Raw genomic sequence first — 26111 nt, 5'->3', positions numbered from 1 at the left:
CAGGAAAAACTTCTAAGCTTCAGGCAATTGCGAACCGTACTCTAAACCGACACAGGTGGTCAGGTAGAGAATACCAAGGCGCTTGAGAGAACTCTGGTGAAGGAACTAGGCAAAATGGTACCGTAACTTCGGGAGAAGGTACGCCGGTTTTGGTGATGGGACTTGCTCCCTAAGCTGAGGCCGGTCGAAGTGACCAGGTGGCTGCGACTGTTTATTAAAAACATAGCACTCTGCAAACACGTAAGTGGACGTATAGGGTGTGACGCCTGCCCGGTGCCGGAAGGTTAATTGATGGGGTTAGCTTATGCGAAGCTCTTGATCGAAGCCCCGGTAAACGGCGGCCGTAACTATAACGGTCCTAAGGTAGCGAAATTCCTTGTCGGGTAAGTTCCGACCTGCACGAATGGCGTAACGATGGCCACGCTGTCTCCACCAGAGACTCAGTGAAATTGAAATCGCTGTTAAGATGCAGTGTACCCGCGGCTAGACGGAAAGACCCCGTGAACCTTTACTACAGCTTTGCACTGAACTTTGAGCCTATTTGTGTAGGATAGGTGGGAGGCTTTGAAACTGTGACGCCAGTTGCAGTGGAGCCATCCTTGAAATACCACCCTGGTATGTTTGAGGTTCTAACTCTGGTCCATTATCTGGATCGAGGACAGTGTATGGTGGGTAGTTTGACTGGGGCGGTCTCCTCCCAAAGAGTAACGGAGGAGTACGAAGGTGCACTCAGCATGGTCGGAAATCATGCAATGAGCATAATGGTATAAGTGCGCTTGACTGCGAGTCAGACATGACGAGCAGGTACGAAAGTAGGTCATAGTGATCCGGTGGTTCTGTATGGAAGGGCCATCGCTCAACGGATAAAAGGTACTCCGGGGATAACAGGCTGATACCGCCCAAGAGTTCACATCGACGGCGGTGTTTGGCACCTCGATGTCGGCTCATCACATCCTGGGGCTGAAGCCGGTCCCAAGGGTATGGCTGTTCGCCATTTAAAGTGGTACGCGAGCTGGGTTTAGAACGTCGTGAGACAGTTCGGTCCCTATCTGCCGTGGGCGTTGGAGATTTGAGAAGAGTTGCTCCTAGTACGAGAGGACCGGAGTGAACGAACCTCTGGTGTTCGGGTTGTCACGCCAGTGGCATTGCCCGGTAGCTATGTTCGGACGGGATAACCGCTGAAAGCATCTAAGCGGGAAGCCTCCTTCAAGATGAGATCTCCCTGACTCCTTGAGAGTCCTGAAGGGCCGTGGAAGACTACCACGTTGATAGGCTGGGTGTGGAAGCGTTGTGAGGCGTTGAGCTAACCAGTACTAATTGCCCGTGCGGCTTGACCATACAACAGAGATGGTTACTAACGAACGGATTGTGTTCGATCGAGAGACGCGCAAAGCTCGAAACGTTTAAAGCGTAGAGAGTATCGACTTGCGGTGTATTACTACAGAATGTTTTACCGACTTATTTGGGGTTATCGCCGATTGGGAAGCTGATCGAGGCAAACAGCGATAACAGGCCAGGCCGAGCCAAGTGCTTATAAGACCAATGCCAACCCAAGCCAGTTTGCCTGACGACAATAGAGTTGTGGAACCACCTGATCCCTTGCCGAACTCAGAAGTGAAACGCAACATCGCCGATGGTAGTGTGGGGATTCCCCATGTGAGAGTAGGTCATCGTCAGGCTTATAAATACAAAAAAGGCTACCCCATTTGGGGTGGCCTTTTTTGTATTTAGGATACGATGAATTACTGCCACTACCTCGCAGCGCAAAGCGCTGCCATGTGACCGCCCATGCACCGAAGGTGCGAAGGCAGGGGCGCCCTACGGGCGTCGCGCAGCGATGGCGAGCGCAGCTCGACACCCAGTGTAGGTCATCGTTGCTCAGGTTCACTGCTCCACCTGACCGAACGCTACTGCCTACCGATGACCTGCTCTCTTATGTCGGAGCCTGTTTGATGTCGTGCAAGCATTTCGAAAATGTACGGGGATTGGAATGGCGGGTCTAACTAGCTCCGCTGCCACCTGCCCGAGGCCGGACTGATCACATCGGCTGCGCCGATGTGCCCCTGCGGGCGCCTGGCGGCGTCCCAACTGCTGGTGCAGTTGGTCGAACCGAGTGCCGTTTCTCAACCAGCCCCCAGTACCAAACAAAAAAGCCCTGATTGCGCGAGCAATCAGGGCTTTTTTGTTTGGTACCAGAGGCCGGACTCGAACCGGCACGCTTTTAAGGGCGGGGGATTTTGAATCCCCTGTGTCTACCAATTTCACCACTCTGGCAGATCCGTCACCGACAGGTGTGTCGGCTGGAAAGGAGGATGATTATAGCGATGGGCGTTGTTGGGTCAACCAGATTTGGCTGCAGAATTGGCGGCAGGGCACTTTCAGAAGTGGTTTCAGAAGTGCTTTCAGATGTGCTTTCCGTTACTCTTCGCGACCGATTCATTAATGCCTAGACTGATGTGATGCAACGCCAGGACTTTTACTTTGATTTGCCGGAATCGCTGATTGCCAAGGCGCCCACCGCAGAGCGCCGTGGCAGCCGTTTGTTGTGCCTGGACGGGGTGACCGGCAACGTGGAGCACCGTCAATTTGTCGATATCCTGGACCTGATCGAGCCCGGTGATCTACTGGTGTTCAATGACACCCGGGTTATCCCTGCACGCCTGTTTGGGCGTAAAGCGAGTGGTGGGAAGCTGGAGATACTGATCGAGCGGGTGCTGGATGAGCGTCGCGCTCTGGCGCATATTCGTTCCAGTAAATCACCCAAGCCTGGCAGTGAAATCCTGCTGGAAGACGATACGGCCCTGTTGATGGTTGAGCGTCACGATGCGCTGTTTGAGCTTGAATTCCCGGCCGAGGGAGTGCTACCGGTACTGGAGCGGCAGGGTCATATGCCGTTGCCACCCTATATTGATCGTGCCGATACGGATGCAGATAAAGAGCGCTATCAGACCGTATATAACCGCAATGCAGGCGCCGTAGCCGCGCCCACCGCGGGCCTGCATTTTGACGATGAGATGATTCAGTCCCTGCGGGACAAGGGTGTGGAAACTGCGTTTGTTACGTTGCATGTGGGCGCCGGCACTTTCCAGCCAGTGCGTGTGGACGACATCAACACACACAAAATGCACAGCGAAATTCTCGATGTCTCTGGGGAAGTTTGCGATGCGGTAGCAGCCTGTCGCGCCCGCGGGGGCAGGGTCGTTGCGGTGGGAACGACCAGTGTTCGTGCGCTGGAAAGTGCCGCGGCAACAGGAACCCTGAAGCCAACCCAGGGTGAGACGGAAATTTTCATTTATCCGGGCTATGAGTACCGGGTAGTGGATCGCCTGATTACCAATTTCCACTTGCCGGAATCCACTCTACTGATGCTGGTAAGCGCATTTGCAGGGTATCGCAATGCCATGAACGCCTATGCAGAGGCTGTGCAACAGAAATACCGCTTTTTCAGCTACGGTGATGCGATGTTGATTGAGCGCAACCCTTCGGTAGATCCCGCAGAAGTTGGCAATCGATAAATAGCCACCCCAATTAGAGATAGAAAAGCGAATCCGTTTTGAGCGAGGAGAAGACCTTGAGCCGCGAATGTTTTATGAAGTTTGAGCTGGATACCACCGATGGCAAAGCCCGTCGTGGACGGCTGCATTTCCCTCGCGGCGTGGTGGAAACACCGGCGTTTATGCCCGTAGGTACATACGGGACGGTCAAAGGAATGCTGCCGCGCGATGTGGAGGGGATCGGTGCCCATATTATTCTCGGTAACACCTTCCATCTGATGTTGCGCCCGGGTACTGAAGTGATCAAGGCCCACGGCACGCTGCACGACTTCATGCAGTGGCAGGGGCCGATTCTCACGGATTCCGGCGGCTTTCAGGTGTTCAGCCTGGGGCAGATGCGAAAAATCAGCGAGGAGGGGGTTTCTTTCAAATCCCCGGTCGATGGTAGCCCCGTTTTTGTCGGCCCTGAGGAGTCGATGCAGGTACAGCGGGACCTGGGTTCCGACGTGGTGATGATTTTTGACGAGTGCACGCCTTATCCGGCGACGCCCGACGAAGCGCGGAAGTCCATGGAGCTCTCCCTTCGCTGGGCCAAGCGCTCGAAAGATGCGCACGGGGACAACCCCTCTGCGTTGTTTGGCATTGTGCAGGGCGGGATGTATCCCGAGTTGCGTGATGTATCCCTGGCCGGGCTTACCGACATTGGCTTTGACGGCTATGCAATTGGTGGTCTTTCTGTTGGTGAGCCGAAGGAGGAGATGATCAAGGTGCTGGATCATCTCGCGCACCAGATGCCAGCGGACAAGCCTCGCTACCTGATGGGTGTGGGTAAGCCGGAAGATCTGGTGGAAGGCGTGCGCCGTGGTGTGGATATGTTTGACTGTGTCATGCCTACCCGCAATGCCCGCAATGGCCACCTGTTTACGTTTGCCGGTGTGGTGAAAATTCGCAATGCCAAACACCGCCATGACACCGGACCTCTGGAAGAGGGGTGCGATTGTTACACCTGTGAGAACTTCTCCCGCAGTTACCTGCACCATCTGGACAAATGTGGGGAAATCCTCGGCTCACAGCTGAACACCATCCACAACCTGCGTCACTATCAGCGCTTGATGCAACGACTGCGGGACGCCATTGCCGAAGGGGCTCTGGAAGACTATGTGGCGACTTTTTACGAGGGTTTGGGACGTGAGGTTCCCCCACTGAGCTGAGCCGTCGGGTGGTGATTTGTGCCACCTGTCTATCCCCGTATAATCAGCTCCCAATTCTGATCGGTACGCCTCGCGGCTTGTAATCGGGCCGTGGCGTCCGCATATCGTCAGTTACCAAAAAAATGTGCCCGTACTGCGCCTGTACAAACGGGCCAGCCCAACAATGAGAACAGCATGAATCGCTTCCCTATCTGGAAATATCTCCTGATTCTGATCGTCGTCGGATTGGGGCTGTTGTATGCAGCGCCGAATTTGTATCCACCTGATCCTGCCGTACAGGTATCCGGCCAATCCAGCGCTCTGAAAATTGATCAAAATGTGCTCAATGAAGCGCAAAAGGCTCTGGATGAAGCGGGTATCGAATACTTCGGGGGCGAAGTACAGGACAAATCGATTCTGTTGCGCCTCAAATCGAATGAAGAACAGCTGCCCGCCAAGCGCGCGATTCAGGAAGCCCTCGGCCACAGCGAATACGTGGTAGCCCTGAACCTGGCGCCCACCACACCGGAGTGGCTGATGAATATGGGCGCAAGCCCGATGAAGCTCGGTCTCGACCTGGCGGGCGGTGTGCACTTTCTGATGGAAGTGGACACCAACTCCATCGTCAAAACCAATATGGAAGGCTACGTCTCCGACGTGAAGTCCAAACTGCGCGCGGCCAAGGCGCGCTACCGCAGTGTTGAGCTGGAAGACGATCGTGAAATCGTGGCCAAATTCCGCAGTGAAGACCTGCGCACCCTGGGCATGCGTACCCTGCGCAGTGAATTTCCGACATTGCAGCTGACCGAGAGCGGTGGCGGCAGCAATCTGGAAATTCGTGCAACCCTCGCTGACCAGGAAATCAAACAGCTGGAAGACTATGCGGTTACCCAGAACCTGACCACGCTGCGCAACCGGGTGAATGAGCTGGGTGTTGCCGAGCCCATCGTGCAGCGCCAGGGGCGCAATCGCATTGTGGTGGAGCTGCCGGGTGTTCAGGACACCGCGGAAGCCAAGCGGATCATCGGTAAAACCGCAAACCTGGAATACCGTATGGAAGCCAAGCAGGATGCTCTGGTGACCACTAAAGAGTATTTCGAGTACCGCAACGAGCAGGAGCGTGCCGCCTACGGCGGAGCCTGGCTGGAACGTAAAATCATCATTTCCGGTGAGCGCGTGACCGATGCGCGTGTCGGCTACGACGAGAGCGGTTTCCCGCAGGTAAACATCACCCTGGATTCCCGCGGTGGTGAACTGATGCACCGTGCGACCTGGAAAAATGTTGGTCGTCGTATGGGTACCCTATTTGTGGAGAGCCGGTTCACGCCGGAGACCCAGATTGACGCAGACGGCAACGAAATCGTTGTGCAAAAGCGCACCGATGACAAAAAGATCATTAGCCTGGCCACGGTTCAGAGCCCTCTCGGTCGCCAGTTCCGTACCACTGGTCTGGGCAGCCCGGCAGAAGCCCAGGAACTCGCGCTGCTGCTGCGCTCCGGTGCATTGGCGGCTCCCATGTATTTCGTGGAAGAGCGCGTGATCGGCCCGTCTTTGGGTGCGGATAACATCAAGGTGGGTCTGACCTCGGTACAGATCGGCCTGTTGGCGGTTGTTATCTGTATGCTGCTTTTCTACCGGGTGTTTGGCCTGGCGGCGAACATTGCGCTGGCGGCCAACCTGGTTCTGCTGGTTGCCGTCATGTCCATTCTCGGCGCGACACTTACCCTGCCGGGTATTGCGGGTATGGTATTGACCATCGGTATGGCGGTGGATGCGAACGTTCTGATCTTCTCGCGAATACGGGAGGAGTTGCGCAATGGCTTGCCGCCGCAATCTGCAATCAATGCGGGCTTCGACAACGCCTATAGTGCCATTGTCGACGCCAACATCACCACCCTGATTGTGGCGGTAATCCTGTACGCCATTGGCTCCGGCCCGGTACAGGGCTTCGCGGTCACCCTGTCTATCGGCATCCTGACGTCCATGTTCAGCGCCATCATGGGCACCCGTGCATTGATCAACCTGTTCTACGGCGGCCGCCGTGTTCAGAAACTCTGGATTTGAGGGAAGGGTGATGAGTAGTAATACCAAAGAAGAAAACGGCAAGATCACCGAATATATGGGCAAGCGTGTGTACGACTTTATGCGCTGGCGTAAAGTTGCCGCTGCATTCTCGCTCGCCCTGGTTGCCGCCTCGATTATCGCGCTGGCAATGAACGGCCTGAAACTGGGCCTGGATTTTACCGGTGGTACCCAGATCGAAGTGGGCTATGAAAAAGCTCCGAAAATTGAAGATGTGCGCAGCCAGCTGGAGCAGGCTGGTTTTGAGGGCGCCGCGGTTGTGAACTTCGGTTCCGACAGTGAACTGCTGATCAAGCTGCCGCCGGAAGTTGCGGAGCAGCAGGCTCAGCAGAACGCTCGCGACGCAGAAGCGACCAACTCCATTGGCGATAAGGTTGTCGGTGCATTGCGCCAGCACAGTGATGGCCGTATTGACCTGCGCCGGGTGGAAATGGTCGGCCCGCAGATCGGTGAGGAGCTGCGTGACGACGGTGGTCTGGGCATGCTGTTCGCCCTGGCCGTAGTGATGGGCTATGTAGCCCTGCGTTTTCAGTACAAGTTTGCCGTGGGTGCGGTAGTGGCCTTGATTCACGACGTGATCATCGTGCTGGGTTTCTTTGCCATCCTGCGCCTGGATTTCGATCTGACGGTGCTCGCCGCGGTGCTCGCGGTGATCGGTTATTCCATTAACGACACCATCGTGGTGTACGACCGGGTGCGGGAGAATTTCCGCAAGGTGCGCCAGGCGGATCCGGCGGAGGTGATTAATATCTCCATGAGCCAGACCCTGAGCCGTACCTTTATGACCTCTTTCACCACCTTGCTGGTGCTATGGGCACTGCAATTCTTCGGTGGCGAGCTGATTCACAACTTCTCCCTGGCGCTGATTGTGGGTGTGGTGATCGGTACCTTCTCTTCCGTATACGTGGCCGCCAATATCCTGATGGCGATGAATACCACCAAGGAAGACCTGATGCCGCCGGTGAAGGAAGGGGCAGAGCTGGACGAAATGCCCTGATCTATTGGGCAAATCTATTTGGTAAGTAGCCGTAGCCAAACGGCAGGCACAAAAAAGGCGGGAATTTCCCGCCTTTTTTATATCTGGTCTTGCTGTGACTGAAGGGGTTTCAGGCTATCTCGATGAGGCTACCTGGCCGGCTTGTCAGTCACTATCTGTAGTACAGCAGTACTACAGCCGCGCTTGAGGAATCAGGCGCGGGGCTTTTTGCCCAGGGTGATGTGTTTGGGGCCAGATGTATTGGTTTGGCCGCTGACACCCTTGGGTACTTGCTCGATCTCTCCGCCACTGGCGAGGAACGCCTGAATCTGAGCTTCGATGGCTTCGCGCGATTCTGTAGAAACAGTTTCCTTACCGCGTTTGCTGGCGCTGGATGCTTTTTTAGCCACAATTCTGTCCACTTTTATGCATGAACGGCAGATAATACCGCATTTTGTGCAAAAAATCACCCGCCACGCTATGCGCGCACTTGCCTGGTGCCGGGGGGCAGTATTTCGACAGGGCAACTTTTACTGGCTGAAACGGAAAAGGCCTGATTTTTCAGGCCTTTTCCGTTTTTAAAGGTAGGAAATGCAGGGCGTGTCAGGGGCAGGCGCCAACAGACCAATTGCTGCCGTCATTGCTGTGAAGGGTATTCAGGCCCCAGGTAGAGCCTGTCATTGGCTCATCGGTCCCCTGGGCAAAGTAGTTCGGGGCCATGGGGTTGCCGGTACTGTAGGCGCGGCCGGCGGTCTTCTGGTAGTAGTTGTAAGTGGCGTGTTCGGTACAGGTCTCGCCGCCACCGCTGCTTCCGCCCGAGCTGCTGCCACCCGAGCTACTGCTCGAGCTGCTGGAGCTACTGCCACCGGAACTACCTCCGCTGGAGCTTCCGCCACCGGAACAGGCGACCTGTGGACCGGTACATGACGCATCGGTATCACGCCACTGGCACTGGCCGCCCCCGACTGAAAATTCGTCCAGACGGAAACTGGCAGTGCTGTACTCCAGGTAGCAATTGGCGTAGTTGGTGTAGTCGAGGCGACCTGCGGCAATGTGCTGGTCCAGAGTTGCTGTGACCCCGGCATCAGCAACGAAACTCACGCTGGCGCTACTGCTCAAACCTGTCATATCCGTCGCAGTGACAGACGCGGAGCCGGAGCCGCCCGGTAAATTACATTTCTCTCCGCTGAACTCGGTCCCGACAACAGTGGCGGTAACACTGCCATTGCTGAATGCAATGGTGACACTCTCCAGGTCCTGGTTCTGGTCTACCACGGTACCGCTTACGGAAACGCATTGGCCGGCCACCTCGGCGCTGAGGTTGCTGAGCTCCGGTGCGGTCGCTGGCGGTTCCGGTCCCACGCGCACGGTCGATACATAGGGCTCCCCGATGGCACCTTCATTGTCTGTAGCGGTTACGGTTATTTCGTAGAGACCGTCCGCCAGTGCCGGGCTGGTCAGCGAAAAAAAACCGCTGGCGTCGGTGCCTCCACTCACTGAACTGCTGGTGCCGCCAACAAAAGTGGCGTCAACGCTTTGCACGCTGCCTTCCGCATCGGTCGCGGTGCCACTGACCAGTACCTGGCCGCCACTGGTGCTGACATTGATGTCACTGATTACCGGGCCGCTGTTGCGGTCTACGCGCTTGTTATGGTCTGCGAAGTACTGACCCAGGTAGCTGGCGTAGTTAATGCCCGCACCGCTGATGTAGCTGCCGCTCGCGCCCTGGCCGCCGGACCAGGAGTGGTCCACGCCGTTCAGCCACAGCATGGACACGCGTCCATCCTGCCAAAGAGTCTCGGTCGCGCTTCGATTGCCTTCACTGTAGGTATTGGTACCCGGGAGCTGACCCACCTCGTAGACGCCAGCCATGCCCTCGGCGTTTTGTGTGTTGTAGCAGTCGTCCACGGTCGTGTCGTTGGTACCGTGAGCGATAGACGCGATCTGTGTGCCGAAATGGCTGGCATAGCTACCGGCGTAGGAATTACAACGGCTGGTCACGTTGGCGGTTTCACAGCTGCCAATGGCGCCGCTGGAGCTGGTGCCTATGCTTGGCCCGGCACTGATCCCCATGCCTGCAAACACGTCCGGTGCGATACACGCGGTGGTGTTGGCAAACGCTGCGCCGGAGGAGAGGCCGGCGATATACACCTGATTGGGGTCGATATTGCGGTTGGCGTCGCCACTCATGGTATTTGCCAGGTTGACCAGGTTTTTGTAGTCACCGGCGGTACGTGAGCGGGTGCCCTGCCAGTAGGACCAGCAGCTGAAACCGGCCTTGTTCATGGCATCGGGTACCGCCACTACCATGCCGTATTCTTCTGCGGCCTGTTCCAGATTTGCACTCAGGTAGGCATCGATGGATTGGGTACACCCGTGCAGTACCACCAGTAACGACTTGCCATCGCCAATGGGGGAGGTGGAATCCGGGGTGTAAATATGGACCTTGTTGAAGCCGCCGATGGCGACGTTCTGTTGCCAGCTGCCGGCGTCTGCCGCTGCCGCACCCAGCAATATAGATAGACCCAGGCCTGCGCCCAGGAGCTTGCGCTGCTCGAAAAGTTTCATCGCTTTCACCGTTATTTTTATTGGAAGCAACCCCAGCCTAGCGAGGGGCCGAAACGGTGAATATGCGACCTAAGTCGTATGCAGGGAGGTAGGTTATTCCGCGTCTTCGTCTTCTGCCTGCGAGTCGTCCGCAGCGGATGCCAGCGGCCAGCCGCCCAGGTCACGCCAGCGATTGACGATGCCGCAGAACAGCTCGGCGGTTTTCTCCGCATCGTATTCGGCGGAGTGGGCCGCGCTGTTATCAAAGGCCATGCCGGCGGTCTGGCAGGCTTTGGCCAGGACGGTCTGACCGTAGGCCAGCCCCGCCAGGGTGGCGGTGTCCATACAGGAGAAGGGGTGAAATGGGTTTCGCTTCAGGCCGCAGCGGGCCACGGCGGCATTGATGAAGCCCAGGTCAAAATGCGCATTGTGCGCCACCATAATGGCGCGGGTACAGCTGTGATTTTTGATGGCGCGGCGGATCTGGCGAAACAGCTCCGGCAGGGCTATCTCCTCTGGCCAGGCATCGCGATCGGGGGAGTCCAGGTCCACGCCGATAAAATCCAGGGCGGACTGCTCAATATTGGCCCCTTCAAACGGTTCGATATGAAAGCTGTGGGTTTCCTCGGGGTAGAGGGTGCCCTCCTCATCCATATTCAGGATCACCGCCGACACTTCCAGCAGGGCGTCGGTGCGGGCGTTGAAGCCCGCGGTTTCCAGATCCAGCACCACCGGCAGAAAGCCGCGGAAGCGCTGGGCCAGAAGACTTTTGGGGCCGTTCGGCGTTTCTGCTGGGGTCACGGGAATCCTGAAATCTCAATCAATTCAAAGGCGGCTGGCCGATGCGGGGATTATACCCGACGCCAGTTCAAAGTTTCGCCGGCGGCCAGCGGGATCAGGGCGTCGTCGCCCATCTGCAATCCGGTCGGCAGGGTCCAGGGCTCGCGCACCAGGGTAATGGTATCGGTATTGCGCGGCAGGCCGTAGAAGTCCGGGCCGAAGTCACTGGCGAAGCCCTCGAGCTTGTCCAGTTTACCCGCGCGCTCGAAGGCTTCCGCGTAGAGCTCGATGGCGCTGAAGGCGGTATAGCAACCGGCGCAGCCACAGGACGTCTCCTTCTTCCCCTGGATATGTGGGGCGGAATCTGTGCCGAGGAAAAACTTGGGGTCGCCGCTGGTGGCCGCCTCAATCAGCGCTGTCTGATGTGAGTTGCGCTTGAGAATGGGCAGGCAGTAGTAATGAGGGCGAATGCCACCCACCAGCATATGGTTGCGATTGTACAGCAGGTGGTGCGCGGTAATCGTCGCGGCGATCCCTTCGCGGGCCTGGCTGACAAACTCGACGGCGTGGGATGTGGTGATATGTTCGAGTACGATTTTCAGGGTAGGGAAGTCGTCGACAACCGGGCCCAGAATATTCTCGATAAACACTCGCTCGCGGTCGAAAATATCGATGTCACTGGTGGTGACTTCTCCGTGCAGCAGCAATTTCATGCCGCAGGACTGCATGGCTTCCAGTGCCGGGTAGATATTGGCGATATCGGTGACGCCGGAATCGGAGTTGGTAGTGGCGCCGGCCGGGTAGAGCTTGGCGGCAACTACGCCTGCTGCATGGGCCTGCTGCACCACTTCCGGGGTCGTGTTGTCCGTCAGGTAGATCACCATCAGCGGGGTAAACGGATTGCCTTCCGGGATGGCAGCTTCGATGCGCCCTTTATACGCGAGGGCATCATCGGCGGTGATGACTGGCGGTACCAGGTTGGGCATGATGATTGCCCGTTGAAACTGGTCTGCGGCATCGCCCACCGTGCGTGTCAGTGCTGCGCCATCGCGCAAATGGATGTGCCAGTCGTCTGGTTTACGCAGCGTAATTTGTGGTTTGGGCTCCACCGAATATCTCCTCCCGGATTGATCGCGGCGCCGATGCTACCCGAAGCGCCAAAAAATTGCGAAAACTGCCGCGAATGTCTCATTTCTCACCAGATTGAATGTAAAGTAGACAGGTTGGCGGGCTGCTTTTTGCGCAATCATTCGGCTGGCCGTCTGGTGCTAGTCGTATGCCGTTCTAGGCGCTACAATCGCGCCCCGAAAAAAGGCGGCCTACCCGCAGTTCCTGGGCACACATCCAAAAATAATCCCCCCCAGTTTGAAACAATTCACAGGTGCAACGCCCCGGTAAGGCGGCGGTGTACCTGTAGTGAAGGCACAGCCCGAAAGCACGGGCCCACTATACAGAGGATAGTAATGAGCAAGATCGATAAGGTGGTATTGGCATATTCCGGCGGGCTCGATACTTCAGTGATCGTACGCTGGTTGCAGGATACCTATGGGTGTGAGGTTGTGACCTTTACCGCCGATATCGGTCAGGGTGAGGAAGTGGAGCCTGCACGCGCCAAAGCGGAGGCCCTGGGCGTAAAAGAGATCTACATCGACGATCTGCGCGAAGAGTTCGTGCGCGATTTTGTCTTCCCCATGTTCCGCGCCAACACCATATACGAAGGTGAGTACCTGCTGGGTACTTCTATCGCGCGTCCTCTGATTGCCAAACGCCTGATCGAAATCGCCAATGAAACCGGGGCGGATGCCATCTCGCACGGTGCCACCGGCAAGGGTAATGACCAGGTGCGTTTCGAGCTGGGCGCCTACGCGCTGAAACCGGGTATCCAGGTCATCGCCCCCTGGCGAGAGTGGGACCTGAACTCCCGCGAAAAACTGATGGAATACTGCGAACAGCACAAGATTCCTGTGGACTTTTCCAACAAGAAGAAAAAGTCACCGTACTCCATGGATGCCAACCTGCTGCATATCTCCTATGAAGGCGGTGTGCTCGAGGAGCCCTGGGCGGAAGCGGAAGAAGATATGTGGCGCTGGAGTGTCAGCCCGGAGTCCGCACCGGACAAGCCCACTTATATCACCCTGCAATACGAGAATGGCGACCCGGTTGCCATCGACGGCGAGCGCATGAGCCCGGCAACCCTGCTGGAGAAACTCAACAAGCTCGGTGGCGCCAACGGTATCGGCCGTCTGGATATCGTGGAAAACCGCTATGTGGGCATGAAGTCCCGCGGCTGCTACGAAACGCCCGGCGGCACCATCATGATGAAGGCACACCGCGCCATCGAATCCATTACTCTGGATCGCGAAGTCGCGCACCTGAAAGACGAGCTGATGCCGCGCTACGCAAAGCTGATTTACAACGGTTACTGGTGGTCCCCCGAGCGCGAAATGCTGCAGGCGGCAATCGACCAGTCCCAGTCAGTGGTGAACGGTGAAGTACGCCTGAAACTGTACAAAGGCAGTGTGTCGGCGGTGGGCCGCCGCTCCGAAGACAGCCTGTTCGACGAGAAAATTGCCACCTTCGAAGACGATGCTGGCGCCTACGATCAGAAAGATGCCGAGGGCTTCATCAAATTGAACGCCCTGCGACTGCGAATTGCGGCAGGTAAAGGCAGAGACTTGATCTAAATCAGCCGGGAGCGGCGATTACAGCGTTTAAATCGTCGTTCCTGTGCCCACCCGGTCTACCGTGAAGGGTGTACCGCCCCTTGTTGGCGAAGTTGGCGTATGCCCCGCGTTTGACGGAAACGAATCTCTAAAAGCAACGGAAGTAACACAATGACGACTACAGTGGCAGAGGCCGGCAAGCTGCCGGACTATGACTACAACATTGTGCGCCAGTTCACCATCATGTCGGTGGTCTGGGGTATTTTTGGTATGGGCGTGGGCGTCCTGATCGCCGCTCAGCTGGCCTGGCCCGCGCTGAATGACCTGTGGCAGCCCTTCACCCACTTTGGTCGTCTGCGTCCGCTGCACACCAATGCGGTGATTTTCGCGTTTGGCGGCAGTGTGCTGTTTGCGACTTCCTACTATGTGGTTCAGCGCACCTGTCAGACCCGCCTGTGGGGTGGCTGGCTGATTCCATTTACCTTCTGGGGCTGGCAGGTGGTCATCATTGCCGCCGCGATTACCCTGCCGCTGGGTTACACCTCCAGTAAGGAGTACGCGGAGCTGGAGTGGCCGATTGATATTCTGATCGCGCTGGTGTGGATTGCCTATGCCATCGTGTTCTTTGGCACCATCGTCAAGCGCCGTACCTCCCACATTTACGTTGCCAACTGGTTCTTTGGTGCCTACATCATCACCATTGCCGCGTTGCACATCGTCAACAACCTGGAAGTTCCGGTTGCGCCGTTCAAGTCCTACTCCATCTATTCTGGAACCAAGGATGCGATGATTCAGTGGTGGTATGGCCACAACGCAGTTGGTTTCTTCCTGACCGCGGCCTTCCTCGGCATCATGTACTACTTCGTGCCCAAGCAGGCGGGTCGCCCGGTATATTCTTACCAGCTGTCCATCGTGCATTTCTGGGCGTTGATCTCCATTTACGTGTGGGCCGGTGGCCACCACCTGCACTACTCCGCACTGCCGGACTGGACCCAGAGCCTGGCGATGATCATGTCCGTAATCCTGCTGGCGCCTTCCTGGGGTGGCATGATCAACGGCATCATGACCTTGTCCGGTGCCTGGCACAAACTGCGTACCGATCCGACCCTGCGCTTCCTGGTGGTTTCCCTGTCGTTCTACGGCATGTCCACGTTCGAAGGCCCGATGATGTCCATCAAGACCGTGAATGCGCTGTCGCACAATACCGACTGGACCATTGGTCACGTGCACTCTGGCGCGCTCGGTTGGGTTGCCATGATCTCCATCGGCGCCCTGTATCACCTGGTGCCGGTCCTCTGGGGTCGCAAGGAAATGTACAGCGTCAAGCTGATCAATGCGCATTTCTGGCTCGCTACCGTGGGCACCGTTCTGTACATCGCGGCGATGTGGGTGAACGGTATTACCCAGGGTTTGATGTGGCGCGCCTTCAACGCCGACGGCACTCTGACCTACAGCTTTGTGGAGAGCGTGATCGCCAGCCACCCGGGCTACATCGTTCGCTGGTTGGGCGGTGCCTTCTTCCTCACCGGTATGTTCCTGATGGCGTACAACGTATTCCGCACCGTCACCGACGAGCCGAAGGAAGGCGAAGTGCGTCACGATGAAAACCTGCCGATCGCGAAGAATGCTTAAGGGGAAACGATCGTGAAAAATCATGACATCGTAGAAAAGAACATCGGCCTGATGATGGTGCTGATCGTTGTAGCGATCAGCTTCGGTGCCCTGGTGGAAATCGTTCCCCAGTTCTTCACCACCAATAACAATGAGCCTATTGCCGGTCTGAAACCGCTGGGCGCGGTTGAGCTGGAAGGGCGCGATATCTATATCCGCGAAGGCTGCCACGTGTGTCACACCCAGATGGTGCGTCCGCTGCGCGCGGAAGTGGAGCGTTACGGTCACTACTCCATGGCGCAAGAGTTCGTGTACGAGCACCCCTTCCTGTGGGGCTCCAAACGAACCGGCCCGGATCTCGCTCGCGTAGGTGGCCGCTACTCTGACGAATGGCACCGCGCGCACCTGTACGATCCGCGCAATGTGGTACCGGAATCCATCATGCCGTCTTACCCCTGGTTGTTTGACAATATCGTCACCGGGGAACACACGGCGAGAAAGATGAGAGCACTGCGCTCTGTCGGAGTGCCCTACACCGATGAAGATATCGCCAACGCCAGCAAGCCCTTTGTGGGCGGGCGCGTTACCGAGATTGATGCGCTGGTTGCCTACCTGCAGCAGCTGGGCACCCTGGTACAGCAGAAGCGCTAAGCGAGGTAATCGGTGACTATCGATATTCTGCGGCAGATCGCCGTTGTTCTCGGCGCACTGGCATTCCTCGCGGTGTGCTGGTGGGCTTTCTCCCCCAAACGTAAAGAGCGTTTTGAGGAAGATGCAAAGCTGCCGTTCGCCGATGAGCAGGAAACTCTAGACAAGTCCGCTCGCGAGAGCGAAAGCACCACTGGCGACGAGGCCGGTATGAAACAGGAACAGGGGCAGGACAAATGAGTACATTTTGGAGTGTTTGGGTAATTGTGCTCACCCTCGCCAATCTTGCATTGGTAACTTGGGTTCTTTTTGCAAACCGCAAAGTGGCGGTAGACGATCAGGACGACCCGGAAAACCGCACCACCGGCCATGTGTACGATGGTATTGAGGAATACGACAACCCGCTGCCGAAATGGTGGTTCCTGTTGTTCATTTTCACTCTGATATTTTCTGCGGCCTACCTGGTTATCTATCCGGGAATGGGTAATTTCAAAGGGCTCGGCGGCTGGACGTCCGTGGGTGCCCTGAAAGCCGATCAGGCCAAAGCGCAGGCGGAGTTCAAGGAGAACTTTGGTCAGTACGTGGATATGCCCATCGAGAAAATTGCCGAAAATCGCGAAGCACTGAAAATGGGTGCACGGATTTTTGCCAACAACTGCGCGGTTTGTCACGGTGCTGACGGTGGCGGCAACTACGGTTTCCCGAACCTCACCGACAGCGACTGGCTTTATGGCGGCACCCCGGAGAAGATATTGGAAACTCTGCACAATGGTCGTCAGGGGCTGATGCCACCACAGGGGCCGATCATCGGCGAAGATGGTGTTGAAAATGTGACCGAATATGTTCTGGCCATGAATGGACTGGAACATGACGCCGCACTGGCCGAGCAGGGCAAGCAGGTGTTTGGAACCGTGTGTTTGGCGTGTCACGGTGCAGATGGCAAGGGCAACCAGGCGCTCGGTGCGCCGAACCTGACCGATGATATCTGGCTTTACGGCGGCACCCGCGAAGAGATTCAGCACACCGTACGCGGTGGCCGAAGCAACAATATGCCGTCTCAGAAAGACAAGCTGCGTGAAGACAAGATTCGTCTGGTCGCCGCTTATGTTTACAGCCTGTCTCGTCAGGAAGACGTGCAGCAGTAACTGAACGCTCCGGCGCAACTCCGTTTGCGCCGCGCCAGATAAGGGGGCTTCCGGCCCCCTTTATCCACAGGGACGGGCACTGCAGGGAAGAACAACAAGCCTCATTGCAATGATTGCAGTTTCCATCCCGAGTCCCTTCGGGCAAGCGAGGTATTGTGAGCGATAGAATTCCTACCCGGGAAGAGCAGGAAGGTGGTGGCGAAGTCCGCTATCGCATGCTCTACGAGTCAGACGACAAGGTCTATATCCGGCATATCCGCGGCGTTTATACCCGCATCCGAAAATACACCGGTCTTCCACTGTTACTCGCGTTTTTCTTTATCCCCTGGCTCAATATCGATGGGCGCCAGGCGGTACATTTCGATTTGCCTGCGCGGCAGTTTCATATTCTCTGGGCGACCTTTGGCCCACAGGACGGCATCCTGCTCGCTGCTCTGCTGATTATTTCGGCGTTTGCCCTGTTTGCCGTGACTACCTGGCTGGGGCGGGTGTGGTGCGGGTTTACCTGCCCGCAAACGGTCTGGACCCTGATGTTCATCTGGGCCGAACGGGTGTGTGAGGGTGACCGTGCGAAACGTATGAAACTGGATGCCGCTCCCTGGAGCGCCGAAAAGGTGCTGCGCAAGGGGGGCACGCACGCGATCTGGCTGCTGATATCCCTCGCCACGGCGCTGGCGTTCGTCGGATACTTTTATGGTATCCGCGATCTGGTGGTCGATCTTGCGACCTTTACCGCACACCCACAGGGAGCCTTCTGGGTTGCTTTCTTTATGTTTGCCACCTACTTCAATGCCGGCTTTATGCGCGAGCAGGTGTGCAAATACATGTGTCCCTACGCGCGCTTCCAATCGGTCATGTACGACAAGGACACACTGGCGGTGTATTACGATGCCCGTCGGGGGGAAGCCCGTGGGCCACGCAAGAAGGGTGTGGACTACAAGGCCCAGGGCCTGGGCGACTGTATTGATTGCTACTGGTGTGTGCAGGTGTGCCCGGTGGATATCGATATCCGCGATGGCATGCAGTACGAGTGCATCAACTGCGGCCTCTGCGTCGACGCCTGCAACAGTGTGATGGACAAAATGCAATATCCCCGGGGGTTGATCCGTTTTACCTCGGAAGACGAGCTGGAAACCGGCAAAACCCAGTACGCTCGCCCGCGGCTTCTCGGGTATGGATTGATTTTATTACTGCTTGTCGGGGCCTTTTCCTATCAGGTTGTTACCCGGTCGCCGGTACAGGCGGAGGTGCTGCGCGATCGCGGCGCGCGGATGTATCGCGTGTCCCAGGGCATGGTACAGAATGTCTATACGGTCAAGATCAATAATATGGATCAGCGTCCGCACGAGTTCACGATACGGGTAACCGGTAAACCCGGGTACGATTACTCCTTGCGAATGCAGCGGAATCCACTGGTCAACCCCGGGGAGTTATACTCTGTGCCCATTCGGGTGAGCGTGCCGAAGAAGCAACTGCAGGATACCAAACACGATATTTATATTGAGATCGAGGCGAAGGATGCACCGGAGCTTAAAGATCGCCATAAAACGGTGTTTATTGGTCCCAAATAGACCGACGGCAGGGCAGGGCTGGGCTGGGCTGGGCGGCCAAGTGCAGCCTCGCTCTATGTAGTTTTATCTGATTTTGGTGAATTGATTCAGTGTCTCAAAAAACGAATTCCAGTAAGTCTGCGCCCTGGTTCCGGGAGCCCTGGTTCTGGCTGGTGATGTCGCCATTGATTCTGGTGGTGATTGTTTCTTTCATTATGGTATCGATTGCCGTGCGCCACGGCGACGATGTGGTCAGTGATACCTATTACAAAGACAGTCGGCTGTACCACTACAGTGCGGAACAGGACCAGCAGGCAAAGGCGATGAACCTGGCGGGAATGATTCTCTTCTCCCCGCAAGACAGCACGGTGTCACTGGACCTGCGCGGTAATCTGACTTCTTACCCCGAGTCACTGAATCTGGTGCTGAGCCACCCAGTGGAGGCGGATCTGGATGAGCGCATTGTGCTGGATGAGATTTCCACTGGCCGTTATCGGGGCAAGGTGGCAGCTCCAATGCAGCACCGCTGGTATTTGCAGGTGACGCCAGTGGCGAACCCGGAAGGCGAGCAAGCGCCAGAGTGGCGCCTGAAGGGCGAAATCAATTTCAACATCGGCAACGGAGTGCCCCTGAAGCCCGCCGAGCAGTGACTCAATGAATGAATCGCTCGTAACCCACGCCGATCCGTCTTCGACGACCGCTTCGACCTCTTCCCCGCAAACACCGGCCAGTGAGAGCGATTGCTTTCACTGTGGCCTGCCTGTGGCTGAAGGTAGCCAGTATGCAGTAACCATCGATGGCATCGCTCGCCCCATGTGCTGCCCCGGTTGCGAGGCGGTGGCGGGCGCCATTGTCGCTGGAGGTCTGGATAATTTTTATCGTTATCGAGAGCAAAGCAGTGAGCGCCCGGATAGCGCCCCGGAGCAGCAGCGTTGGCAGGCCTATGATTTGCCGCAGGTGCAGGGTGAGTTTGTGCGCGATTTCACCGGCGCGCTGCCCGGCATCAGTGACACCGAATCTCTACAGGTGGCCAGTTTGCTGGTGGGTGGTATTACCTGTGCCGCCTGTGTATGGCTGATTGAGAAGCAGCTGATGTCTTTGCCCGGCGTGGCCAGAGTGTCGGTCAACGCCAGTACGCACCGCGCGCAAATCGTTTTTGACCCGAGCAGGGTTGTAGTCAGTGTGCTCTTCTCGGCACTTGCGTCCATCGGTTATCGCCCGTCTCCCGCCACCGCTGCCAATAGTGAACAGATGTTGCAGCAGGAGCGCCGTGCAGCGATTCGTCGGCTCGGCGTTGCCGGACTCGGCACCATGCAGGTAATGATGTTCGCTATCGCGCTGTACTTTGGTGGCAGCAAGGGTATCGATGTTCAGTTTGAACAGTTCTTCCGTTGGGTGTCGCTGATCGTCGCTACCCCGGTGGTCTGTTATGCCGCTCAGCCGTTTTTTGGCGCCGCCTGGCGTGCATTGCGCAGCGGGCACCTGGTGATGGATGTGCCGGTGTCACTGGCTATTGGCCTGGCCTATGGTGCCAGTGTGTACGCCACGGTGTTCGATACCGGTGAGGTGTATTTTGAATCGGTCTCCATGTTCACCTTTTTCCTGTTGCTGGGGCGCTTTGTGGAAATGCGGGCGCGGCACAAGGCGGGCCTGGCCAGTGGCGGCCTCGCCCAATTGCTGCCACTGGCGGCGCTGCGCCTGGGAAGTGACGGCCAGGTGGAATCGGTGCCTGTTGCCGCCCTGGCGGAGGGCGAGCGGATCCTGTTGCGGCCCGGGGATACGATACCGGTAGACGGGGAGGTCACCGATGGCGCCAGTGGCGTGGACGAATCCGTGTTAACCGGGGAGTCTGCCCTTCAACAGAAGCGGGTGGGGAGCGCGGTATTCGCCGGCAGCGTCAATGGCGACTCCTCTCTGACCGTGCGGATTACCGCCGCCGGAAGCGGCACGCGTTTGTCCGCGATCGAAAAGCTGGTGGAGCAGGCACAGCTGGATAAACCGGCCCAGGCCGCGCTGGCGGACCGGATTGCCGGGCGGTTTATTGCCGCAGTCCTGATTATTTCTGCGGCAGCTTTTGTATTCTGGTGGTATCAGGAACCCGACCGGGCCTTCTGGGTTGCGCTGTCGGTACTTGTGGTCACCTGTCCCTGTGCGCTGTCCCTGGCTACGCCCGCGGCGCTGGCTGCCGCGACGTTGCGTCTGCAGCAGCTCGGGTTACTGGTGGCGCGCGGGCACGTGCTCGAATCGCTTCCACGCGTCACCCGGGTGATTTTCGACAAGACTGGTACATTGACGGAGGGGGCACCTCAGCTCCGAGCCGTAAAGCCGTTGCGCGACGGTATGAGTGAAGACGCGGCTCGAGATATTGCCGCGGCATTGGAATCCCAGAACAACCACCCGCTGGCGCGGGCATTTAGGCCCTGGTTTGGAAACCGTGCTGCCAGCAAGCTGCGCTCTGTCACCGGTTGCGGTGTAGAAGGTGTATGCGATGCGGTGACGTATCGCCTCGGTTTACCCGAGTTTGTACTGGAGCTTGCAGGGTCGGAAGTATCTGCGCTCGCCACAGGTTCACAAGTGCCTTCCGCACAGGGGCAGTGGCTGATGCTGGGAGACCGGCAAGGTCCTGTTGCCTGGCTGGGACTGGGAGATGAATTGCGCCCCAGCGCGCCGGATGCGGTGTCACTGCTGGCCGCCACGGGCGTGACCGCCGAATTGCTCAGCGGCGACCAGTCTGCCGAAGTTCCGCGGATCGCGGGGCGGACAGGAATTGACGACTACCGGGCCGGGGCTTCGCCGGAGGACAAACTCAGTCGGTTGAAGGCGCTGCAGGCCGAGGGCGAGCGGGTGCTAATGATTGGCGATGGCATCAACGACGTACCGGTATTGTCCGGAGCCGACGTTTCGGTGGCGATGATGTCCGCGGCGGATCTCGCCCAGTCCCGTGCAGACGCGATCCTGCTGAAGGGAGACCTGCGCGCGCTGCCGCGGGCCTTTGCATTGGCGGGCAATTGCCGCACAATTATTCGCCAGAATCTGGGCTGGGCAATCCTGTACAACGCGCTGGCTTTGCCTCTGGCATTTCTGGGGCTGGTTCCGCCCTGGGCCGCGGCCATTGGCATGTCCCTGAGCTCCCTGATTGTTGTGGTTAACGCTTTGCGTTTATCCCGTTGGCAGCCGGTGCGCTAGAGCCGCCGGCGCTCCTGCTTTCTCTATTTTTCGTCCAGCCTGAGGTGTAAGTGGACAGTATCTTCTTATTGGTCCCCATTGTGATCCTGTTTGTCGCCGGTGCGGTGAAGCTGTTCTTCTGGGCGGTAAATAGCGGCCAGTATGACGACCTGGAAACCGAAGGGCGCCGTATTCTGTTTGACGATGACGTGGCGCAGCGCCAGGGGTCGCCTGAATCCGATCGCGCGCGCGCGGACAATGAAGACCGGAAAGCAGACTGATGCCTGAGTGGAGTGTTTTGGCCGCGGCGCTCGCAATCGGTTTTTTGGGTGGTAGCCACTGTATTGGCATGTGCGGCGGTATCTCCGCTGCGCTGGGGCTTGCGGTCCCGGGCGAGAAGCCACAGTGGCCGAAATTACTCGGCTATTCCGCCGGGCGAATTGCCAGCTATGCGGCAATGGGGTTGATCGTTGGTGCCGTGGGCGCCTATCTGACAGTGGATCTTGCCGCTGGTCTGGCCCCATTGCGGATTATTGCCGGGCTGATGTTGATTGCGATGGCGCTGTACCTGGCGAACTGGTGGCGGGGCCTGGTGTGGCTTGAGCGGGGCGGTGCCGTGCTGTGGCGCGGTGTACAGCCGCTTTCGCGTCGCCTGTTGCCTGTCCACACCACTCCCCAGGCGGTAGCGCTGGGTGCACTGTGGGGGTGGTTGCCCTGTGGGCTGGTGTACAGCGCACTTACCTACGCGCTGGCTCAGGGAAGTGCAATGCAGGCAGCGCTGACCATGCTTGCCTTTGGTCTGGGTACTGCACCGGCCGTGCTGGCGACGGGCGTCGCCGCGACAGGATTGCGCCGCCTCGTGCAGAGACCGGGAGTGCGTCTTTCCATGGCCTCCCTGGTATTTTTGTTTGGTCTCTGGACCCTGTGGGGTGGTCTGGGTCATGGCGACCACGGTGGTCACGGCGGCCATGGGGGCCATCAGGGTGCACTCCAGCAGTCCCCCCGCAAGTCTCACGAGCACCCGCATCACACCACGCCGGAACAGGGCGAACCTTTGGCGCCCCCGGTGCACGAGCATCATCACCATCACCCTATGGACGAGGAGTCAGGCGACCGAACTGCTGACTGATTCTCCCCATCAGGTTCGGCCGCAGCGGGATTCTGGCGATGGCTCGGGGTTAGGGGTAAACTGGCGCAATTATGACCTGTGGTCTGGCCGCCCTGGTTGGCCGTTGTGACCAGAATTGATGCCGTCAGCATGTTGCTGGTAGTTCCCGTTGGACCGAATATGAAAAAAATAAAAAACAAAAAGGCCGCAGGTAAATCGGCCAGTACCGATTCCGGGCGTCAACAACGCCAGTCCACTTTGCCCGATACCGTCCCTTCCTGTCCCGAAGCGCCGACCAGTATCTGGATCAATCTGTTAGCCTTGGGGATGTCCCTGGCTGCGGTGATCTGGCTGAGGGCCTACGGCCAGGACCTCCATATCAAGACGCAATCCCTGGTGGTCGTGGCGGCAGCGCTGGCGTTGCCGATCATTTTACTGGAGTGGCTGATTCTCAAACCCTGGCGCAACCCGTCTGCGGGGCTCGATTTTCGTCGTGCCAATTACAGTCTTGGACGCACCGCGCTGAAGCTGCTCGGCTTCTATCTCAGTGTCGGTTCCGTGGCGTTTGTGTACTGGCTGTTTCCCGAGTACCACGGTTCCTTTTACGACAATTATTTCACCGTGGTGAAGGCTGCGCTTCCCTGGTGGATGTTGCTGGCGATTCCGTATTTTTATCTGGTAGACGGGGCCATGCAGTCCCCGAAAGACAGCTACTGGCAGCTGGGCAGCTTTGTAATGGGCAACCGTAAAGGCGTGTCAGGCAAAGCGATTGGCCAGCTGTATCTGGGATGGTTGGTGAAATTGTTTTTCCTGCCGTTGATGTTCGTCTATCTCGGCAATAATCTGACCAATCTGTTGAACTTTGATTTCTCACGCCTGCTGGTCAGTTTCAAGTCGGTTTTTGATTTCACTTTCAACTTCCTGTTCTACATCGACCTGCTGTTCGTCACAGTGGGTTATGTGTGCACCCTGCGACTGTTTGACTCCCATATCCGTACCGCGGAGCCCAGCTTCCTCGGTTGGGGGGTGGCACTGATTGGCTACCAGCCATTCTGGAGTCTGTTCTCCGGTACCTATCTCAAATACGACGACGCGCCTGCGTGGGGCTACTGGTTCTGGGATACCCCCTGGGCTTACACCCTGTGGGGATCGATCATCCTGCTGCTGATCGCGATTTATGTGTGGGCCAGTATTCCGTTCGGCATCCGCTTTTCCAACCTGACTCATCGCGGTATTTTGACCAACGGACCCTACCGGTTTACCAAACACCCCGCGTACATCAGCAAGAATCTGTCCTGGTGGATGATCTCCATGCCCTTTATGGTCAGTGCCACTGGCCCTGAGGCTCTTCGGCAGTCCCTGCTGCTGCTGATGGTCAACTTCATTTATTTCATGCGCGCGCGCACCGAGGAGCGACACCTGTCCTGGGATCCGACCTATGTGGCCTACGCTGAGTACATTGGCGAGAGAGGTATCTTTGCGTTCCTCGGACGCCGCTTCCCGGTGCTGCGTTTTGGCCATGGCCGCCTGTTCTATCGCGGCAAAGACGCCCCGTCGGTTGAGCCTCTGGTGAGCGGTTCCGCCGGCCAGTCTGCACCGGCGAAACCCGCCTGACCGACACCTGAGGACACCGATGAACTGGAACCTGAGTGGTGTGATCACACAGTTGCCCCCACGCCTGCTGCGTGTTGACCGGCGCTGGTGGATTTATGCGGGTCTGTATCTGTTGATCGCGCTGGGTATCTGGCTGCGTATCGAACACGTATTTACTTATAACCCTGTCGATCACATCTGGAGCGACCCGCAGCGACACTGGGAGCAGGGCACCGAAACCCTGCGCACCGATCCGATGACCCTCACCGATCCAGTGATGTACCAGCTGTACATTGGTGTCCTGGCCAAGCTCACACTGAAAGAGCCGCTGTTGATCGCGTTTTATACGGCGTTGCTCGCTTGCTTGACCCCCTGGATCTGGTATCGCTTTGCCCGCGAGCTGTTGCCAACGCGTGTGCAGGCCACTGCAGTCTGGGCTGCCATTTCATTGCTGCCTTCCTGGATCGGCATTTACGGCTATTTCATGCAGGAAACACTGCTGTTGCCGTTGTTGGGTGCCGCGTTGTACGCCAGCTGGCGCTGTCGACGCAAGCAGACTCTGGCGAGTTTTCTTTTAATGGTTGGGTTGTGGACCGCGGCCGGTCTGACCCGCGGTATCGCTATTCCATTTGCCGCGGTCGCTACTACCTGGCTATGGCTGGTTCAGCCGCAAAAAGTTGCCAAGGCGGCGTACAGTCTGCTGCTTCTGGGCCTGGTGATGGGGCCTCTGGCGTACCGCAGTTACACCGCCATGCATTTAATTGCGCCCCATGGTGTCGGTAACCTGAATGCGCTGTATACCCAGTCTGGCAAGCGGGACATCCACATCAGTTACGACCGCGATGGCGCGCGCTGGACCTACTGGTTTGCCTCGCCGGCCATGGGGGCAAAGCCATTGGCGCCGCTGAGTGACTGGACCTCGAGCCGGGAAGGGAAGGTCTATGCGCACATTGATATCACCAGGGGTGGCGAGGACTGGCGTGCGGCGATGGCACGTTATCCGATGACCGCCGAGCGATACCTGACCCTGGCCGGTGAAAATATGGTGTATCTGTTTTTCGGTTCATCCTGGCCCGACAACAATCGCGCGCGCTGGCTGGAGGCGCTCAACCACCACGGGCGTTGGGGCTGGGCTCCGGTCACGCTTCTTGTGCTGTTGGGAACGGTGATTCTCTGGCGTCGCCTCGGCAACACGCGGCTATTGGCGGTGCTCCTGTTTACCTGGGTACTGGTGCAGGGGCTGCTTCCCATTTCGGTGAATGAGGGGCGGTACCGCAAGCCCGCAGAGGGGCTGTTAATTGTGCAGGCATTGGTGCTGATCGGTGCGATGCGTCGCCGGCGCGCTTCTGGAGATACGCTTGCGAGCGAAGACGGCGATGAAGTTGCGCAAATATCATCGACAGGTGTGCCTGGGGAAGTGGGGGCGCTGCCGGCTTCCCGGCCTCCCGCTGCACCCGTACCAAACCCGAAAGAACATGTCACGGCCTGAGTCTGTCGCGAGTGGTCGGCCACCTGCCGGGGGGGGGTACTGGTTGCGGCCTATCCTGGGCCTGTGCCGC

Annotated in this window: 20 protein-coding genes, 1 tRNA gene and 2 rRNA genes (1 of these 23 cut by a window edge); 18 read left to right on the top strand and 5 right to left on the bottom strand. The window is 57.7% G+C overall.

The features are described 5' to 3' along the window. Together ACYX4K_RS09735 and rrf are read left to right on the top strand one after the other, a co-directional pair. Positions 1 to 1338 (top strand): 23S ribosomal RNA (locus ACYX4K_RS09735) (it extends 1544 nt beyond the left edge of the window). A 225-nt stretch (positions 1339 to 1563) separates the two neighbouring features. Then, positions 1564 to 1679 (top strand): 5S ribosomal RNA (gene rrf / locus ACYX4K_RS09730). A 508-nt stretch (positions 1680 to 2187) separates the two neighbouring features. Here the strand turns inward: rrf and ACYX4K_RS09725 are convergent. Continuing rightward, positions 2188 to 2274 (bottom strand) — tRNA-Leu (locus ACYX4K_RS09725). A 185-nt stretch (positions 2275 to 2459) separates the two neighbouring features. Here ACYX4K_RS09725 and queA point away from each other — a divergent pair. The 4 genes from queA to secF all read left to right on the top strand — a co-directional run bounded on the left by queA (position 2460) and on the right by secF (position 7763). Further along, positions 2460 to 3515 (top strand): tRNA preQ1(34) S-adenosylmethionine ribosyltransferase-isomerase QueA, encoded by a 1056-nt coding sequence (queA, locus tag ACYX4K_RS09720; protein ID WP_475092316.1) that lies wholly within the window; start codon positions 2460 to 2462, stop codon positions 3513 to 3515. 74 nt (positions 3516 to 3589) lie between these two features. Further along, entirely contained in the window at positions 3590 to 4705 is a 1116-nt protein-coding gene (gene tgt, locus ACYX4K_RS09715; RefSeq protein ID WP_475093935.1) for a tRNA guanosine(34) transglycosylase Tgt, read from the top strand. Between the two features lie 174 nt (positions 4706 to 4879). Next, positions 4880 to 6748, top strand: coding sequence for a protein translocase subunit SecD (gene secD, locus ACYX4K_RS09710; RefSeq protein ID WP_475092317.1), 1869 nt, complete (start codon positions 4880 to 4882; stop codon positions 6746 to 6748). Between the two features lie 10 nt (positions 6749 to 6758). Next, positions 6759 to 7763, top strand: a complete 1005-nt coding sequence (gene secF / locus ACYX4K_RS09705; protein WP_475092318.1) for a protein translocase subunit SecF — start codon at positions 6759 to 6761, stop codon at positions 7761 to 7763. A 191-nt stretch (positions 7764 to 7954) separates the two neighbouring features. Here secF and ACYX4K_RS09700 read toward each other — a convergent pair whose 3' ends face one another. The 4 genes from ACYX4K_RS09700 to pyrC all read right to left on the bottom strand — a co-directional run bounded on the left by ACYX4K_RS09700 (position 7955) and on the right by pyrC (position 12178). Continuing rightward, complete coding sequence (locus ACYX4K_RS09700; RefSeq protein ID WP_043321079.1) at positions 7955 to 8152, bottom strand: hypothetical protein; 198 nt, start codon at positions 8150 to 8152, stop codon at positions 7955 to 7957. Positions 8153 to 8345: 193 nt separating this feature from the next. Next, positions 8346 to 10310, bottom strand: coding sequence for an extracellular catalytic domain type 1 short-chain-length polyhydroxyalkanoate depolymerase (locus ACYX4K_RS09695; RefSeq protein ID WP_475092319.1), 1965 nt, complete (start codon positions 10308 to 10310; stop codon positions 8346 to 8348). 93 nt (positions 10311 to 10403) lie between these two features. Then, positions 10404 to 11090, bottom strand: coding sequence for a ribonuclease T (gene rnt, locus ACYX4K_RS09690; RefSeq protein ID WP_475092320.1), 687 nt, complete (start codon positions 11088 to 11090; stop codon positions 10404 to 10406). A 50-nt stretch (positions 11091 to 11140) separates the two neighbouring features. Further along, entirely contained in the window at positions 11141 to 12178 is a 1038-nt protein-coding gene (gene pyrC / locus ACYX4K_RS09685; protein ID WP_475092321.1) for a dihydroorotase, read from the bottom strand. A 354-nt stretch (positions 12179 to 12532) separates the two neighbouring features. Here pyrC and ACYX4K_RS09680 point away from each other — a divergent pair, with 354 nt between their 5' ends. The 12 genes from ACYX4K_RS09680 (at position 12533) to ACYX4K_RS09625 (ending at position 26041) form a co-directional block, all read left to right on the top strand. Continuing rightward, positions 12533 to 13753 (top strand): argininosuccinate synthase, encoded by a 1221-nt coding sequence (locus tag ACYX4K_RS09680; protein ID WP_475092322.1) that lies wholly within the window; start codon positions 12533 to 12535, stop codon positions 13751 to 13753. 150 nt (positions 13754 to 13903) lie between these two features. Then, complete coding sequence (ccoN, locus tag ACYX4K_RS09675; protein WP_475092323.1) at positions 13904 to 15364, top strand: cytochrome-c oxidase, cbb3-type subunit I; 1461 nt, start codon at positions 13904 to 13906, stop codon at positions 15362 to 15364. A gap of 12 nt (positions 15365 to 15376) precedes the next feature. Beyond that, positions 15377 to 15994: a cytochrome-c oxidase, cbb3-type subunit II gene (gene ccoO / locus ACYX4K_RS09670; protein ID WP_475092325.1), complete on the top strand. Its 618-nt coding sequence runs from the start codon at positions 15377 to 15379 to the stop codon at positions 15992 to 15994. Positions 15995 to 16006: 12 nt separating this feature from the next. Further along, positions 16007 to 16231, top strand: a complete 225-nt coding sequence (locus ACYX4K_RS09665; protein WP_475092326.1) for a cbb3-type cytochrome oxidase subunit 3 — start codon at positions 16007 to 16009, stop codon at positions 16229 to 16231. Continuing rightward, positions 16228 to 17136 (top strand): cytochrome-c oxidase, cbb3-type subunit III, encoded by a 909-nt coding sequence (gene ccoP, locus ACYX4K_RS09660; protein ID WP_475120320.1) that lies wholly within the window; start codon positions 16228 to 16230, stop codon positions 17134 to 17136. The genes ACYX4K_RS09665 and ccoP overlap by 4 nt, the downstream gene beginning before the upstream one ends. Before the next feature lie 155 nt (positions 17137 to 17291). After that, complete coding sequence (gene ccoG / locus ACYX4K_RS09655) at positions 17292 to 18707, top strand: cytochrome c oxidase accessory protein CcoG (protein WP_475092328.1); 1416 nt, start codon at positions 17292 to 17294, stop codon at positions 18705 to 18707. Between the two features lie 89 nt (positions 18708 to 18796). Then, a complete protein-coding gene (locus tag ACYX4K_RS09650) occupies positions 18797 to 19336 on the top strand; it encodes a FixH family protein (protein ID WP_475092329.1) in 540 nt (179 codons plus the stop codon). A 4-nt stretch (positions 19337 to 19340) separates the two neighbouring features. Further along, positions 19341 to 21872, top strand: coding sequence for a heavy metal translocating P-type ATPase (locus ACYX4K_RS09645; RefSeq protein ID WP_475092330.1), 2532 nt, complete (start codon positions 19341 to 19343; stop codon positions 21870 to 21872). Between the two features lie 50 nt (positions 21873 to 21922). Then, positions 21923 to 22132, top strand: coding sequence for a cbb3-type cytochrome oxidase assembly protein CcoS (ccoS, locus tag ACYX4K_RS09640; protein WP_475092331.1), 210 nt, complete (start codon positions 21923 to 21925; stop codon positions 22130 to 22132). Beyond that, positions 22132 to 22980 carry a sulfite exporter TauE/SafE family protein gene (locus tag ACYX4K_RS09635; protein ID WP_475092332.1) on the top strand — a complete coding sequence of 283 codons (849 nt, stop codon included), beginning with the start codon at positions 22132 to 22134 and terminating at the stop codon, positions 22978 to 22980. The genes ccoS and ACYX4K_RS09635 overlap by 1 nt, the downstream gene beginning before the upstream one ends. Positions 22981 to 23139: 159 nt before the next feature. After that, positions 23140 to 24573, top strand: coding sequence for an isoprenylcysteine carboxylmethyltransferase family protein (locus tag ACYX4K_RS09630; protein WP_475092333.1), 1434 nt, complete (start codon positions 23140 to 23142; stop codon positions 24571 to 24573). Positions 24574 to 24592: 19 nt separating this feature from the next. Then, complete coding sequence (locus ACYX4K_RS09625) at positions 24593 to 26041, top strand: hypothetical protein (protein ID WP_475092334.1); 1449 nt, start codon at positions 24593 to 24595, stop codon at positions 26039 to 26041. The last annotated feature ends 70 nt before the right edge of the window (positions 26042 to 26111 follow it).

The sequence above is a fragment of the Microbulbifer sp. ABF4_107 genome (genome assembly GCF_056312215.1).
This window is presented reverse-complemented; position numbering and strand designations above follow the sequence as displayed.